Below are 13,390 nucleotides of genomic sequence, written 5' to 3'. Positions count from 1 at the left end.
GGGCAGGCGGCAACGGGAGTGCCGGGCTCAGCGGCCCAGGTACTTCGGCGGCTGCTTCGCGAGGAAGGCCTCGACGGCGATGGAGTGGTCCTCGGAGGCGCCGGCGCGGGCCTGCAGGGTGTCCTCGTGGGACAGGGCCTCCGCCAGCGAGCGGTCGGCCCCGTAGGCCAGGGACTCCTTCAGGGCCGCGTAGGCCACCGTCGGGCCGGCCGCCAGGGTGCGGGCCACCGCCTCGGCCTCGGCGTGCAGGGAGTCCGAGGGGACCAGGCGGTTCACGATGCCGAGCTCGTACGCCTCCTGCGCCTTCACGGAGCGGGGGAAGAGCAGCAGGTCGGAGGCCCGGGAGGCGCCGATCAGGCGGGGCAGGGTCCAGGAGACGCCCGAGTCCGCGGTGAGCGCCACGCCCGCGAAGGAGGTGTTGAAAGAGGCCGTGTCGGCGACGACCCGGAAGTCCGCCGCGAGCGCGAAGCCGAAGCCCGCTCCGGCCGCGACGCCGTTGACGCCCGCCACCACCGGCTTGGGCATCTCGGTCAGGGCGCGCACGATCGGGTTGTAGTGGTCCGCGACCGTGCTCATGGTCAGCGAGGACCCGTTCTTGCGGTCCGCCGCCAGGTTCCCGATGTGCTCCTTGAGGTCCTGGCCGACGCAGAACGCCCGGTTGCCGGCCGCGGTCAGCAGCACCGCCCGGACGGCCGTGTCCGCGGCCGCCGCCTGGACCGCGTCGCGGAGCGCCACCTTGGCCTCGGTGTTCATCGCGTTCATGGCGTCGGGACGGTTGATCGTGATTTTTGCGAGTCCGTCGGTCACTTCGTAGAGCACGCTGTCGGCCATGGCAGGGGGTCCCCCTTCGTCGCGGGCTTGGCTACCGGCCGGTACCGGCCGGTGCAAGGGCCAGCATGGCGGACCGGACCGTCCCGGGGCATGTGATGTGCGTCAAAGAAAGCGGAGGGCTAACGCCGGGTGCGGCGGCGAAGTATCGCAGGCACGTCCCCGAAATGAGTGGTTTTGGCCGAGCGCGTTGCGCAAGCGTTCCCTGCCGATGTTGGTCATCGGGTCCTGACATGCGGGATAATGGCCAAGAAGCAATGTGTTCGATGCCGGGTTCCAGGCGCCTGAATGGGGCCGTCGGCTGACGATGAGCTGGTTTCAGGAAGGGGAACGAGCATGGCGGCCATGAAGCCGCGGACGGGCGACGGCCCGCTCGAGGTCACCAAGGAGGGGCGGGGCATCGTCATGCGCGTACCGCTCGAGGGCGGCGGTCGGCTTGTCGTCGAGCTGACTCCGGACGAGGCGGACGCCCTGGGTGACGCCCTGAAGAAGGTCGTCGGCTAACCAGTCGGCAGCACCGCGCACCATCTGCATTCCCGTATTCTCTGCGCTGCCCCGTCCGCTCTCCGCGGCCGGGGCAGCGTTGTGTCGTGCCCGGGGACCTCGTCACCGGACTGATCCCCTGCGCCTCGCGGAGCCCGTCGTGACCTTCTCCCCGCCTGCGCCGCCGGCCTTCGCCGAGTGCACTCCCCGCCAGAAGGCCGCCCGCGTCGTCTCCGACGGGCTGGCGCCGGCCAACATGGTCGTCGCCCTTCTCCTGCTCATCGGATGGCACGGCAGTGCGTCGTGGACCGGTCTCGGCTGGGGCCTGCTCGCCGCCCTGTTCTGCGGTGCGGTCCCGGTCGGGATCATCGCCTTCGGCGTCCGCCGGGGGGCGCTGACCGACCAGCACATCCGGGTGCGGAGGCAGCGGATCGTCCCGATGGCCCTGAGCCTGGTCTCCGTGGTCGCCGGGATCACCCTGCTGCGCGTCCTCGGCGCCCCCGGCGAGGTGTTCGCGCTCGTCGTCGCGATGCTCGTGGGTCTGGTGTCGTCCCTGCTGGTGACGGTCGGCTGGCAGATATCGATTCACATGTCGGTGGCCGGCGGCACCGTGATGATCCTGCTGCTCGTCTTCGGACCGCGGGCGCTCCCGGCGGCCCTGATCGCCGCCGCCGTCGCCTGGTCCCGGCTGGTCCTGCGGGCGCACACCCCCGCGCAACTCCTCGCCGGCACGGCGCTGGGCGGTACGTCGGCCCTCACCTTCCTGCTCCTGAGCTGAGCCGGGTCCGACCCGGCCGTACGGGCACTCAGCGCCGGACCGCGCACAGCAGGCCGTCGCCCACCGGGAGCAGGGCCGCCTCCAGTGCCGGGCTCTCCCGGACGCTGCGCAGCAGCTCCCGTACCCGCATCACCTCGATCTGCTGCGCCGCCGAGTCGACGGTGCGGCCGTCGGAGAAGACCCCCTCGAAGCACACCAGCCCGCCGGGGCGCAGCAGGCGCAACGATTCGGCGAGGTAGTCGAGGGACTCGGACGGGTCCCCGTCGCAGAAGACGAGGTCGTACCCGCCGTCGGCGAGCCGGGGGAGTACGTCGAGTGCGCGGCCCGGGATGAACCGGGCGCGGTTGCCCGCGAAGCCGGCGGCCCGGAAGGCCTGGCGGGCGAAGGCCTGCCGGTCGGCCTCGGGATCCACGGTGGTCAGCACCCCGTCGGGGCGCATGCCGTGGAGGAGGTGGATGCCGGAGACGCCGGTGCCGGTGCCGATCTCGGCGACCGCCTTGGCGTCCGCGGTGGCGGCGAGCAGGCGCAGCGCAGCCCCGGTGCCCGGGGAGACGGAGCGCAGGCCCGCTTCCCTGGCCCGGTCGCGGGCCCACCGCAGAGCGTCGTCCTCGGCGACAAACGCGTCGGCGAACGCCCAGCTCGTCTGCCGGTTGCCGGTAATGACCCTCTCCTGTCCCCATAGTTGGCGCAACGGTGACTGTATCCGTTGGCGTCGGGAACCCGCAGATGGGACCGGGCGTTGAAGAAAGCAGCGGCGGAAAGACCCAGCGAGGCAAAAGGGGCGTAAGGGCGGGGCGCAGCCGGGATAGATGGGGACGGCACCGGGCAGATCGTCGGCCCGGCGTGTCGAAGGCACGTGCAAAGTTACTGCAAAAATGCTTATCCGGAGCTGACGGGAGGGGTGGCTATGGTAGGGACTCCACTGGACACCACCAGAGCCGATAGGGGAGGTGCGGCTGCGCCTGTGGATCGTGGAGGTGTATTCAGACGCCTCTTCTGGTCGGTGGGTGAGCCGAAATCCGTGACCAACATTGCTGACCGCTTCCACACCGCTGCCACCGCAACCACCGCGACCTTTGCCGCCGATGCGGGCACCCAGGCGTGGACCCCTCCCTCATGGGAGGAGATCGTCAGCACGCACAGTGCGCGGGTCTACCGCCTTGCCTACCGTCTGACGGGTAACCAGCACGACGCCGAGGACCTGACGCAGGAGGTCTTCGTCCGCGTCTTCCGCTCGCTGTCCACATACACGCCGGGCACGTTCGAGGGCTGGCTGCACCGGATCACCACCAACCTGTTCCTGGACATGGTCCGCCGCAAGCAGCGGATCCGGTTCGACGCGCTCGCCGACGACGCGGCCGAGCGGCTGCCGAGCCGTGAGCCGTCCCCGCAGCAGGTCCTCCACGACACCCACTTCGACGCGGACGTGCAGCAGGCGCTGGACACCCTTGCGCCCGAGTTCCGTGCGGCCGTGGTGCTGTGCGACATCGAGGGCCTCTCGTACGAGGAGATCGCCGCGACGCTGGGCGTGAAGCTCGGCACCGTGCGCAGCCGTATCCACCGGGGCCGTTCGCATCTGCGCAAGGCGCTCAAGCACCGGTCTCCCGAGGCCCGTGCCGAGCAGCGGGCGCTGGCGGGAGCGGCGGTGGGCGCGCCGGGCGCCGGGGGAGAGGGCGGAGCCGAGTGAGCGGAGTCAGTCCGTCTCCTGCCGAACAGCACCTGGGCGACCGTCTCGCCGCGCTGGTCGACGGGGAGCTGAGCCATGACGCGCGCGAGCGGGTCCTGGCGCATCTGGCCACGTGCGCCAAGTGCAAGGCCGAGGCCGATGCGCAGCGCCGTGTGAAGAGCCTTTTCGTGGAGAGCGCACCGCCGCCGCTGTCGGCCGGGCTGCTGGCCCGGTTGCAGGGGCTGCCGGGCGACGGCCTCGACGGGCCGTCCGGTCCGCCGGGTCCGCAGAGCCCGCCGGGGGCGGAGCTCTTCGGGTACGTGCCTCCGGCCGCACCGCAGCAGGGCTTCCGCATCCACGAGGTGGGGCGCCCGCGCCGCCGCTTCGCGTTCGTGGCGGCCGGCGCGGTCTCGCTGGCCGCGATCGCACTGGGCGGTTCGCTTCCGGTCGACACCCTCGAGCCGAACGTACGGGGCGAAGCTCCGGCGACACGGCCCGGTCCCACGGTGTCGGTGTCCGATGCGGTGGTCCGGGACCGGGCGCCGAGCCCCGGGTTCGTGGCCGGCCCGCACCCCACGGGCCCGCTGCCACCGGTCCACCCCTCGATCTCCGCCTCACCCCGCCCGGTCTCCCTGACCCGCTGACACCCGGGGCGGCGGGGGCCCGGGAACCGGGGTGTGGCCCCCAGGGGGTGGGGGACCTGGTTGAATCTGCGGCAGATGCGCCGCCCGGCGGTGCTAACAAGTACCCTCCCCCTGGCTCCGCTGGGGGGACCCCCAGGGGAGCGCCCATGGCCGACCAGCAGCAGTCCGACACGGCTCCGTCCTGGTGGAGCCGCCCCGCCGGCCCGGCGGCAGCGGCCGGGGCGGAGCCCGGGCCGGAGGCCGAGCCGGGTGCAGGCTCCGATCCGGCGGCCGAGCCCGTGCCACACGCGTCGGTGCCGGGGCCGCGGTACGACCCGTGGGGCGAGCGGCCGCTCCAGGTCGCCGATCAGGGGAAGGCCCCGGGCGGGCGCGGCATCCGGCTGCGGCACGCCGTGGCCCTCAGCCTCGGTACGGCCCTCCTCGCCGGCGGCATCGGCGGCTGGCTCGGCGTCCTCGCCGAACGGCAGAGCAGCACCCGTCTCGAACTCCCGCAGGCCGCCGTCGAGAGCAAGGGCCGGGCCCCCGAGAGCGTGGCCGGGATCGCCGCCACCGCGCTGCCGGGCGTGGTGACCTTGCACGTCCGCGGCAGCGGAGGCAGCGGCACCGGAACCGGGTTCGTACTCGACGAGCAGGGCCACATCCTCACCAACAACCACGTCGTCTCCGACGCCAAGGACATAACGGTCACCTTCAGCACGGGCGAGAGCGTCACCGCCGAACTGGTCGGCCGGGACGGCGGCTACGACTTGGCCGTCGTCAAGGTCGAAGGCGTACGGGGCCTGCAGCCGCTCTCCCTCGGGAACTCCGAGAACGTGAAGGTCGGCGACCCGGTGGTGGCCATCGGCGCGCCGTTCGACCTCTCCAACACCGTCACCGCCGGCATCATCAGCGCCACCGGCCGGCCCATCACCGCAGGCGGCGACAAGGGCGACGGCAGCGACATCAGCTACGTCGACGCCCTCCAGACCGACGCCCCCATCAACCCCGGCAACTCGGGCGGCCCCCTCCTCGACGCCAAGGCCCGCGTGATCGGCATCAACAGCGCGATCAGGGGGGCGGACAAAGGGGACCAGGGGGACCCCGAGAAGCAGAGCGGCAGCATCGGGCTCGGCTTCGCCATCCCGGTCAACCAGGGCAAGCGCGTCGCCGAGGAGCTCATCCGCACCGGCCACGCCACGCACCCCGTCATCGGCGTCACCCTCGACATGGAGTACACCGGCGACGGGGCCCGCGTCGCCACCAAGGGCGAGGGCGGCAAGCCGGCCGTCACCGCCGACGGCCCCGGCGCCCGCGCCGGGATCCAGGGCGGCGACGTGATCACCAAGGTGGACGGGGTCCGCGTACACGGCGGCGACGAGCTCGTCATCAAGATCCGGGCCCACCGCCCGGGTGATCCGCTCACCCTGACCGTGCTGCGCGACGGCCGGGAGCGCACCCTGGAGCTGGTCCTCGGTTCGGCGAACGGATCATGACCATACGGAGAATCCGAGGCCGATGGCGCACCGATGTATGGCCCCGTCGGCAACGCCGGGTACCGTGTGTCGTGGCCCGAAGTGAAGAGAGCCGAGGAGCGGCAAGGTGTTCAACGACATAGGCGCACTCGAGCTGGTCACGATCGTGGTGCTGGCCATCCTCGTCTTCGGCCCGGACAAGCTGCCCAAGGTGATCCAGGACGTCACCGGGGTCATCCGGAAGATCCGCGCGTTCTCCGACAGCGCGAAGCAGGACATCCGGTCGGAACTCGGTCCCGAGTTCAAGGACTTCGAGTTCGAGGACCTGAACCCGAAGACGTTCATCCGCAAGCAGCTGACCGAGAACGAGGACCTTCGGGAGATCCGCAGCACCTTCGATCTCCGCAAGGAGCTGAACGACGTCACCGACGCCGTCAACAGCAGGGAGACGGCCCCCGCCCCGGCCGCCGCCGGCACCTCCGCCGCGCCCGCCGCCACCGGCCCTGACCTGCTGAAGAAGCCCGCCGCCCCGGCCGCCGAGCAGCGCACCCCGTACGACGCCGACGCCACCTGAGGGCTGTCCCGTAATTCCCGTCGGGCCGGCGAGGCCTGCGGCCGGTATGACACCCCCTGATTCGAGCCTTACCCGGTGATCCGGGGTCCGGTGGCTATCCTCCATGAGTCCGGACCCAGGACGCCCCAGGGTGGGGGTCCCCCCGACGAGATGTGGGGGAGGGCGCGTTCCGGACCCCACGGAACGAGAGGCCGCATCGATGGAGACGACGAGCAGTAGCCGGGTTGGGGTGCAGCCCGCCGAGGCTCCCGCTGCCGCACCAGCAGAACCAGCCGCACCGGCGGAGCCGGCGGCTGAAGCCGCGCAGCCCGCCCCCGCGCAGCCCCAGGAGGCCGCCGCGCCCGTCCCGACGGCCCGCCGGACGGCCGGGGGGTTCCTGGCCGCGGACTTTCCCTGGTACGGGCTGGACGGGGCCTTCACCGGCCCCCGCTGGCTCATGCAGGTGGGCACCGGCGCCGACGGCACCGTCGAGCACGGTTCCACCGGCCACGGCGACGAGCCCTCCGCGCGCGGAGAGCTCGCCACCGGCGAGAAGGAGCGCTTCGCGGTGGTCGTCACCGTCGCGAGCAACCCGCTGCGCCGCAGCAGCGACGGCACCGGCGTCCTGGAGGCCACCTCGGTCTCCTCGGCGGCCTGGCTGGCCGGCTCCGGGCTGCTGGCGTACAGCTGGCCCGGGCAGATGGACCACACCCTGCGCGACGACTGGCTCGACCAGCAGACCGAGGCCGCGTGGGAGCTCGCCGACGACCTCGACGGCGAGGACTGGTCGACGCTCTCGCTCCCCGTGGACGGGGAGCCGACGCCGTTCCACTACCGCGAGTCCGAGTTCGGGTGGGTGCTGGCCGGCTCGACGCAGGGCGGGGTGCACCTCGGTGCGTACGGGCGGGGAATGAGCGCGTACGGGATCGGCTTCTCGGTGATCGGCGACCTGGCCGCATACGAGTAGCCCCGGGTACGGGAAAGGGCACCGCCGGTCGGCGGTGCCCTTCACGTCGCGACGGTCAGAACTTGTTGCGCGGGGTGATGCCCAGGGACATGCCGGCGAGGCCGCGGGCGCGGCCGCCCAGCTTGCCCGCGATCGAGCGCAGCGCCGCACCGGCCGGGGAGTCCGGGTCCGACAGGACGACCGGCTTGCCCTCGTCGCCGCCCTCGCGCAGCCGTACGTCGATCGGGATGGAGCCGAGCACCGGGACCGTCGCGCCGACCGTCTTGGTGAGGCCGTCGGCGACCTTCTGGCCACCGCCCGAGCCGAACACGTCGACCATCTCGTCGCAGTGCGGGCACGGCAGCCCGGACATGTTCTCGACGACGCCGACGATCTTCTGGTGCGTCTGTACGGCGATCGATCCGGCCCGCTCCGCGACCTCGGCCGCAGCCTGCTGCGGGGTGGTCACGACCAGGATCTCCGCGTTCGGCACCAGCTGGGCCACGGAGATCGCGATGTCGCCGGTGCCCGGCGGCAGGTCCAGCAGCAGCACGTCCAGGTCGCCCCAGAACACGTCCGACAGGAACTGCTGGAGGGCCCGGTGCAGCATCGGACCGCGCCACACCACCGGCGCGTTGCCCGGGGTGAACATGCCGATGGAGATGACCTTCACGCCGTGCGCGGACGGCGGCATGATCATGTTCTCGACCTGGGTCGGGCGGCCGTCCACGCCCAGCATGCGCGGCACGCTGTGGCCGTAGATGTCCGCGTCCACGACGCCGACCTTCAGGCCGTCCGCGGCCATCGCCGCGGCCAGGTTCACGGTCACGGACGACTTGCCGACGCCGCCCTTGCCGGACGCGACCGCGTAGACGCGGGTCAGCGAGCCCGGCTTGGCGAACGGGACCTCGCGCTCGGCGGTGCCGCCGCGCAGCGTGGCCGCCAGCTCCTTGCGCTGCTCGTCGCTCATCACGTCCAGCGTGACGGCGACCGACGTGACGCCGGCGACGCGCTCGACGGCCTCGGTGACGTTCTTGGTGATCGTCTCGCGCATGGGGCAGCCCGACACCGTGAGGTAGACCGTGACGGCGATCTCGCCGCCGTCGCCGATCTCCACCGATTTGACCATGCCGAGCTCGGTGATCGGCCGGTGGATCTCGGGGTCGTTCACCGTCGCCAGCGCGTCGAGGATCGCATCCTGCTCAGGCACGGCGGCGGAGCTTGTGTCGGTAGCCATGCCCCGATGGTACGGCTCGGTAGCCTGCCTCCGGAAAGGCCGCTAGCGGTCGCCTTCGTCACTCTCGAGCGGGAATAGCCGCCGCTCGTCCATCTCCTTGATCAGGTCCTGGAACTCCGACCGGATCCAGTCGCGGGTCGCGACCTCGCCCAGACCCATCCGCAGCGCGGCGATCTCCCGGGTCAGGTACTCGGTGTCGGCGATGGAGCGCTCGTTCTGCTTGCGGTCCTGCTCCAGGTTGACCCGGTCCCGGTCGTCCTGCCGGTTCTGCGCGAGCAGGATCAGCGGGGCGGCGTACGAGGCCTGGAGCGAGAGCATCAGCGTCAGGAAGATGAAGGGGTACGGGTCGAACCGCAGGTGCCCCGGCGCGAAGATGTTCCACAGCACCCAGGCGATGATGACGACCGTCATCCAGACGATGAACCGGCCCGTGCCGAGGAACCGCGCCACCCGCTCCGACAGCCGCCCGAACGCCTCCGGGTCGTACACCGGAAGCAGCCGCCGGCGGTCCGACCGGGGCTGGTCCAGGCGCACCCGCGGCGACCGGGTCAGCGCGGTCGACCCGGTCGAGGAACCGGCCGCCTTGGACCGCAGCCGCTCGGCGACCTCCTCCTCCCGGCCCGTGAGCCCATGCTCGCGCGCGGACTCTCGGGCGTGCTCGCGCGCCAGCTCGCGCCGCACGCGGATCTGCTCACGGCGTCGTTCGCGCGCCGGTTCACCCCGTCGCTCACCGGGCACCGGGGACCTCCTCGGCGTGGTAGTCCGTCTCCCGCCAGTCGTCCGGCAGCAGGTGGTCCAGTACGTCGTCCACGGTCACCGCACCCAGCAGCGAACCGCTCTCGTCGACCACCGGTACCGCGACCATGTTGTAGGCGGCGAGATAGCTCGTCACCTGGGGCAGCGAGGCGTCCGGGCGCAGCGGCGGCAGGCCCGCGTCCACGATCGAGCTCACCAGCGTGAACGGGGGGTCCCGCAGCAGCCGCTGGAAGTGCACCGTGCCCAGGTACTTGCCCGTCGGCGTCTCGTCCGGCGGCCGGCACACGTAGACCTGCGCGGCCAGCGCCGGCGACAGGTCCGCCTGCCGTACGCGGGCCAGCGCGTCCGCGACCGTCGCGTCCGGGCGCAGCACGATCGGCTCGGTGGTCATCAGACCGCCCGCGGTGTTCTCCTCGTACGACAGCAGACGGCGCACGTCGGCCGCGTCGTCCGGCTGCATCAGGGTCAGCAGCCGCTCCTTGTCGTCCTCCGGGAGCTCCGAGAGCAGGTCGGCCGCGTCGTCCGGGTCCATCGCCTCCAGGACGTCGGCGGCGCGCTCCTCCTTCAGCTTGCCGAGGATCTCCACCTGCTCGTCCTCGGGCAGCTCCTCCATGACGTCCGCGAGGCGGTCGTCGTCGAGGGCGTTGGCCACCTCGGCTCGCCGCTTCGGCGACAGGTGGTGCAGGACGTTCGCCACGTCGGCCGGGCGCATCTGCTCGAACGTGGCCACCAGGCTCTCGGCGCCCTGGCCCTCCTCCTCCAGCGAGAAGCCGGTCACCGCCGACCACTCCACGGTCAGCGTCTCGCCGCGCCGGCGCAGCGCGCCGCCCTTGCCCTTGCGTACGAAGATCTTGTCGATCTCCCAGTCGCGCCGGGCCGGCAGCTGCTGGATGGCCACGTCGAGGACGGTGACCTCCTCGCCGGTGGTGCCCAGCGTCACCCGGCGGTCCAGCAGTTCGCCGAGGACCAGCCGCTCGGTGGGCCGCTGCTCGAAGCGCCGCATGTTGACGACGCCGGTGGTGATGACCTGTCCGGACTCCACGCCCGTCACCCGGGTCATCGGGAGGAAGATCCGGCGCCGGCTGACCACCTCGACCACCAGGCCCAGCAGCCGCGGCGGACGGCCGCCGACGCGGAGCATCGCGACGAGGTCGCGGACGCGGCCGACCTGGTCGCCGTTGGGGTCGAAAACGGGCACACCCGACAGATGCGAGACGAAGATCCGCGGGGCGCCACCAGCCATGCGAGCGCCTCCTAGAGCGTCGATCCTCAGTCCTGCCGCCCCTCAGGCTAGCCCGTGCCGCGGGAGACCGTCCTGGTGGGGCGGTCCGCCCGTGCGCAGCCGGGGGAGGCGGTCGGCCGGGCCGGCCGACCACCCGCCCGGCACGGTTGCTACGGGCGGGTACGCTGCCTGCTGCTCGAAGACGCACGACGAGAGGCACCTGCCCGTGACCGCCTACCTCCCCGCCGCACGGCTGCGCCGGGCGGCCTTCGCCGGTGTCCTGTTCGCGGGCCTGGCCGTCACCGGCGCGGGCTGCGGTGCAGACCCCGACGAGGGCACCAACGGGGTCGGCAAGCTCTCCGCCGACCAGATCGAGGACAAGGCGAAGGCCGCGGCCGGCGCCGCCGACTCGGTCCACCTGTCCGGCACGCTCGTCAGCGGCGGCAAGTCCTTCACGCTCGACATGCGGCTCAAGAAGGACGGCGGCTCCGGCGAGGTGAAGTCGCAGGAGGACACCTTCCAGGTGCTGCGGGTCGGGGAGCAGCTCTACCTCAAGGCGAGCGCCGCCTTCTGGGGCAAGTCCGACTCGGCCGGCAAGCTCGGCGACAAATACGTGAAGGTGCCCGAGAGCGACCCCACGTACAAGCAGTTCCGCGGGTTCACCGACATGCACGTGCTCCTCGACGGGCTGCTCGGACTCGACGGCAAGCTCGCCAAGGGCGACTACACCAAGGTCGGGCCCACCCGCGCGGTCCTGGTCACGGCGGACAAGGGCAAGGGCGGCAAGCTGTCGGTCTCCCTGGAGGGGACCCCGTACCCGCTGCGCCTGGAGCGGGCCGGCGGGGCGGGCCGGGTCGATCTCGCGGAGTGGGGCAAGGCCTTCCCGCTGGAGGCGCCCGCGCAGGACCAGACCGTCGACTACGGCTCTCAGATGCCGACGACCAAGGAGCAGAGCGGGTCGCCCGCCCCGGCCCCGAGCAAGGGCTCGGGCCAGGGCTCGAACCCGACGAAGTAGCAGAAGGAAGAGGAAGGGGACCGCCTCAGCGGGCCGCCTTCTTCCGCTTGAGCAGCAGCTTCGGCAGGCCTGCCGGGATGGGCCGGCGGGTGACCGCGGGCGAGCCCAGCGGGGCCGCGGCCAGCGATCCGCCCGGCAGGTCGGTGCTCGCCGTCACCGGCTCCAGCCGCAGCAGCCGGCACTCGCGCGCCCACCGCTCGGTCATCTCCTCCGAGTCGGGCGCGTTCAGCCGCTTCCCCTTGAGCTCGGCGACCGCGGCCTGCCACTCCTCGCTGCGGGGCGCGAGCTCCCGTACGGTCGCGGTCCAGGCCACCAGCCGGCCGCCCTTGTCCTTGCTGCGCACGGTCACCTCGGCGGCCGCGCCGTCCGCGAGACCCGGGAACGGCTGCTCGCCGGGACCGTCGCCCAGCACGTGGGCCGCGCCGTCCACCCAGGCGTGCCACAGGGCCCGGTCGGCCCCGGAGCCGCGGACCCAGATCAGGCCGGACTTCTTCGTGGCCTCCTCGACGAGGGCCAGGTCGAGCGTGCTGAGAGTCATGCGCACCAGAGTAGGGGGTGCCGCTAGAGCCAGCCGTGGCGGCGCAGGGCGCGGTGGATGGTGAAGCAGATGGCGACGATCGTGGCCATCACCATCGGATAGCCGTAGCGCCACCGGAGCTCCGGCATGTGGTCGAAGTTCATCCCGTAGACCCCGCAGATCATGGTCGGGACGGCGATGATCGCCGCCCAGGAGGTGATCTTGCGCATGTCCTCGTTCTGGGCGACCGTGGCCTGGGCCAGGTTGGCCTGGAGGATCGAGTTCAGCAGCTCGTCGAAGCCGACGACCTGCTCGTGCACCCGCGCCAGATGGTCGGCGACGTCGCGGAAGTACTTCTGGATGTCCGGGTCCACCAGCCGCATCGGGCGCTCGCTCAGCAGCTCCATCGGCCGCAGCAGCGGGGCGACGGCCCGCTTGAACTCCAGCACCTCGCGCTTGAGCTGGTAGATGCGGCCCGCGTCGCCGCCGCGCGCACTGCCCTTGGCGGGCGCGGCGAACACCGCGCTCTCCACCTCGTCGATGTCGTCCTGGACGGCCGCCGCGACCGCGATGTACCCGTCGACGACGTGGTCGGCGATGGAGTGCAGGACCGAGGAGGGGCCCTTGGCCAGGAGGCCGGGGTCGTCCTGGAGCCGGTGGCGCAGCCCCTTGAGGGAGCCCTGGCCGCCGTGCCGGACGGTGATGACGAAGTCCGGGCCGGTGAAGCACATCACCTCGCCGGTCTCCACCACCTCGCTGGTGGCGGTCAGTTCGGCGTGCTCCACGTAGTGGATCGTCTTGAAGACGGTGAAGAGCGTGTCGTCGTAGCGCTCCAGCTTCGGCCGCTGGTGCGCGTGCACCGCGTCCTCGACGGCGAGCGGGTGCAGCCCGAAGGTGGCGGCGATCCCCGCGAACTCCGCCTCGGTCGGCTCGTGCAGGCCGATCCATGCGAAGCCGCCGCCCTCGCGGACCCGGGCCATCGCCTCACGCGGCGTCAGGCAGGCCGATCCCAGAGCGCGTCGGCCGTCGCGGTACACGGCGCAGTCGACGACCGCGCTGCTCGCGGACGGGTCGCGGGTGGTGTCGTAGCCGGGCTGGGCCGGGGTGGACCTGCGCAGGGCCGGACGTACGGCGGCACGGAGGTAGGGCAGCATCGACATGGCAGGCTCCTTCGCACGCACGGCTGCGGACCGTACGGGTGGGAGGCCTTCCGCCGCCGCCGGCGGGCAGGGCCGGGCAGACGGAAGGAACAGGACGGGAGGACAAAGTTCTGCCGTCGCTCTTCGACTGATCA

General features: G+C 72.1%; 15 protein-coding genes. 8 read left to right on the top strand and 7 right to left on the bottom strand.

Translation table 11 applies throughout. The features are described from left to right. Positions 1-27: 27 nt before the first annotated feature. A complete protein-coding gene (locus OHT74_RS13805) occupies positions 28-831 on the bottom strand; it encodes an enoyl-CoA hydratase/isomerase family protein (RefSeq protein WP_266625785.1) in 804 nt (267 codons plus the stop codon). 333 nt (positions 832-1,164) lie between these two features. Here OHT74_RS13805 and OHT74_RS13800 point away from each other — a divergent pair, with 333 nt between their 5' ends. Beyond that, a complete protein-coding gene (locus OHT74_RS13800; RefSeq protein WP_003966491.1) occupies positions 1,165-1,332 on the top strand; it encodes a DUF3117 domain-containing protein in 168 nt (55 codons plus the stop codon). 139 nt (positions 1,333-1,471) lie between these two features. Continuing rightward, a complete protein-coding gene (locus OHT74_RS13795; protein WP_266664076.1) occupies positions 1,472-2,089 on the top strand; it encodes a hypothetical protein in 618 nt (205 codons plus the stop codon). Between the two features lie 28 nt (positions 2,090-2,117). On the opposite strand, the gene OHT74_RS13790 is transcribed toward OHT74_RS13795, so the two are convergent. After that, entirely contained in the window at positions 2,118-2,780 is a 663-nt protein-coding gene (locus tag OHT74_RS13790) for an O-methyltransferase (RefSeq protein ID WP_266664074.1), read from the bottom strand. A gap of 216 nt (positions 2,781-2,996) precedes the next feature. Here OHT74_RS13790 and sigE point away from each other — a divergent pair, with 216 nt between their 5' ends. The 5 genes from sigE to OHT74_RS13765 all read left to right on the top strand — a co-directional run bounded on the left by sigE (position 2,997) and on the right by OHT74_RS13765 (position 7,370). Further along, entirely contained in the window at positions 2,997-3,776 is a 780-nt protein-coding gene (sigE, locus tag OHT74_RS13785) for an RNA polymerase sigma factor SigE (protein WP_328620376.1), read from the top strand. Then, a complete protein-coding gene (locus OHT74_RS13780) occupies positions 3,773-4,399 on the top strand; it encodes a zf-HC2 domain-containing protein (protein ID WP_443047381.1) in 627 nt (208 codons plus the stop codon). The genes sigE and OHT74_RS13780 overlap by 4 nt, the downstream gene beginning before the upstream one ends. A 146-nt stretch (positions 4,400-4,545) precedes the next feature. Continuing rightward, positions 4,546-5,871 (top strand): S1C family serine protease, encoded by a 1,326-nt coding sequence (locus OHT74_RS13775; RefSeq protein ID WP_443047380.1) that lies wholly within the window; start codon positions 4,546-4,548, stop codon positions 5,869-5,871. Between the two features lie 106 nt (positions 5,872-5,977). Further along, positions 5,978-6,424, top strand: a complete 447-nt coding sequence (locus tag OHT74_RS13770) for a sec-independent translocase (protein ID WP_266996897.1) — start codon at positions 5,978-5,980, stop codon at positions 6,422-6,424. 199 nt (positions 6,425-6,623) lie between these two features. Beyond that, positions 6,624-7,370, top strand: coding sequence for a hypothetical protein (locus OHT74_RS13765; RefSeq protein WP_266664068.1), 747 nt, complete (start codon positions 6,624-6,626; stop codon positions 7,368-7,370). Between the two features lie 55 nt (positions 7,371-7,425). Here OHT74_RS13765 and OHT74_RS13760 read toward each other — a convergent pair whose 3' ends face one another. The 3 genes from OHT74_RS13760 to OHT74_RS13750 all read right to left on the bottom strand — a co-directional run bounded on the left by OHT74_RS13760 (position 7,426) and on the right by OHT74_RS13750 (position 10,585). After that, positions 7,426-8,586, bottom strand: coding sequence for an Mrp/NBP35 family ATP-binding protein (locus tag OHT74_RS13760; protein ID WP_266664066.1), 1,161 nt, complete (start codon positions 8,584-8,586; stop codon positions 7,426-7,428). Between the two features lie 42 nt (positions 8,587-8,628). Further along, complete coding sequence (locus tag OHT74_RS13755) at positions 8,629-9,180, bottom strand: DUF1003 domain-containing protein (protein WP_266672738.1); 552 nt, start codon at positions 9,178-9,180, stop codon at positions 8,629-8,631. A gap of 133 nt (positions 9,181-9,313) precedes the next feature. Next, positions 9,314-10,585, bottom strand: coding sequence for a magnesium transporter MgtE N-terminal domain-containing protein (locus OHT74_RS13750; RefSeq protein WP_266664064.1), 1,272 nt, complete (start codon positions 10,583-10,585; stop codon positions 9,314-9,316). 205 nt (positions 10,586-10,790) lie between these two features. On the opposite strand from OHT74_RS13750, the gene OHT74_RS13745 reads away from it, so the two are divergent. Next, the gene (locus tag OHT74_RS13745) at positions 10,791-11,579 is read left to right on the top strand and encodes a hypothetical protein (RefSeq protein ID WP_266664062.1); all 789 of its coding nucleotides are present in this window, start codon (positions 10,791-10,793) and stop codon (positions 11,577-11,579) included. Between the two features lie 25 nt (positions 11,580-11,604). On the opposite strand, the gene OHT74_RS13740 is transcribed toward OHT74_RS13745, so the two are convergent. Beyond that, a complete protein-coding gene (locus OHT74_RS13740) occupies positions 11,605-12,117 on the bottom strand; it encodes a hypothetical protein (RefSeq protein WP_266664060.1) in 513 nt (170 codons plus the stop codon). 23 nt (positions 12,118-12,140) lie between these two features. Beyond that, positions 12,141-13,256 carry a magnesium and cobalt transport protein CorA gene (locus OHT74_RS13735; RefSeq protein ID WP_266664058.1) on the bottom strand — a complete coding sequence of 372 codons (1,116 nt, stop codon included), beginning with the start codon at positions 13,254-13,256 and terminating at the stop codon, positions 12,141-12,143. Positions 13,257-13,390: the final 134 nt, after the last annotated feature.

The organism is Streptomyces sp. NBC_00354 (assembly GCF_036106915.1).
Classification (GTDB): Bacteria; Actinomycetota; Actinomycetes; order Streptomycetales; family Streptomycetaceae; genus Streptomyces.
The sequence above is the reverse complement of the archived record's forward strand: the minus strand, read 5'-3'. Positions and strand labels throughout refer to the sequence as shown.

Excerpts from the sequence above, each read along its gene's own strand:
- OHT74_RS13740 (WP_266664060.1), bottom strand. The coding sequence starts at position 12,117 with ATGACTCTCAGCACGCTCGACCTGGCCCTCGTCGAGGAGGCCACGAAG.
- OHT74_RS13805 (WP_266625785.1), bottom strand. The coding sequence starts at position 831 with ATGGCCGACAGCGTGCTCTACGAAGTGACCGACGGACTCGCAAAAATC.
- OHT74_RS13775 (WP_443047380.1), top strand. The coding sequence starts at position 4,546 with ATGGCCGACCAGCAGCAGTCCGACACGGCTCCGTCCTGGTGGAGCCGC.
- OHT74_RS13765 (WP_266664068.1), top strand. The coding sequence starts at position 6,624 with ATGGAGACGACGAGCAGTAGCCGGGTTGGGGTGCAGCCCGCCGAGGCT.
- OHT74_RS13760 (WP_266664066.1), bottom strand. The coding sequence starts at position 8,586 with ATGGCTACCGACACAAGCTCCGCCGCCGTGCCTGAGCAGGATGCGATC.
- OHT74_RS13750 (WP_266664064.1), bottom strand. The coding sequence starts at position 10,585 with ATGGCTGGTGGCGCCCCGCGGATCTTCGTCTCGCATCTGTCGGGTGTG.
- OHT74_RS13735 (WP_266664058.1), bottom strand. The coding sequence starts at position 13,256 with ATGTCGATGCTGCCCTACCTCCGTGCCGCCGTACGTCCGGCCCTGCGC.
- OHT74_RS13800 (WP_003966491.1), top strand. The coding sequence starts at position 1,165 with ATGGCGGCCATGAAGCCGCGGACGGGCGACGGCCCGCTCGAGGTCACC.
- sigE (WP_328620376.1), top strand. The coding sequence starts at position 2,997 with ATGGTAGGGACTCCACTGGACACCACCAGAGCCGATAGGGGAGGTGCG.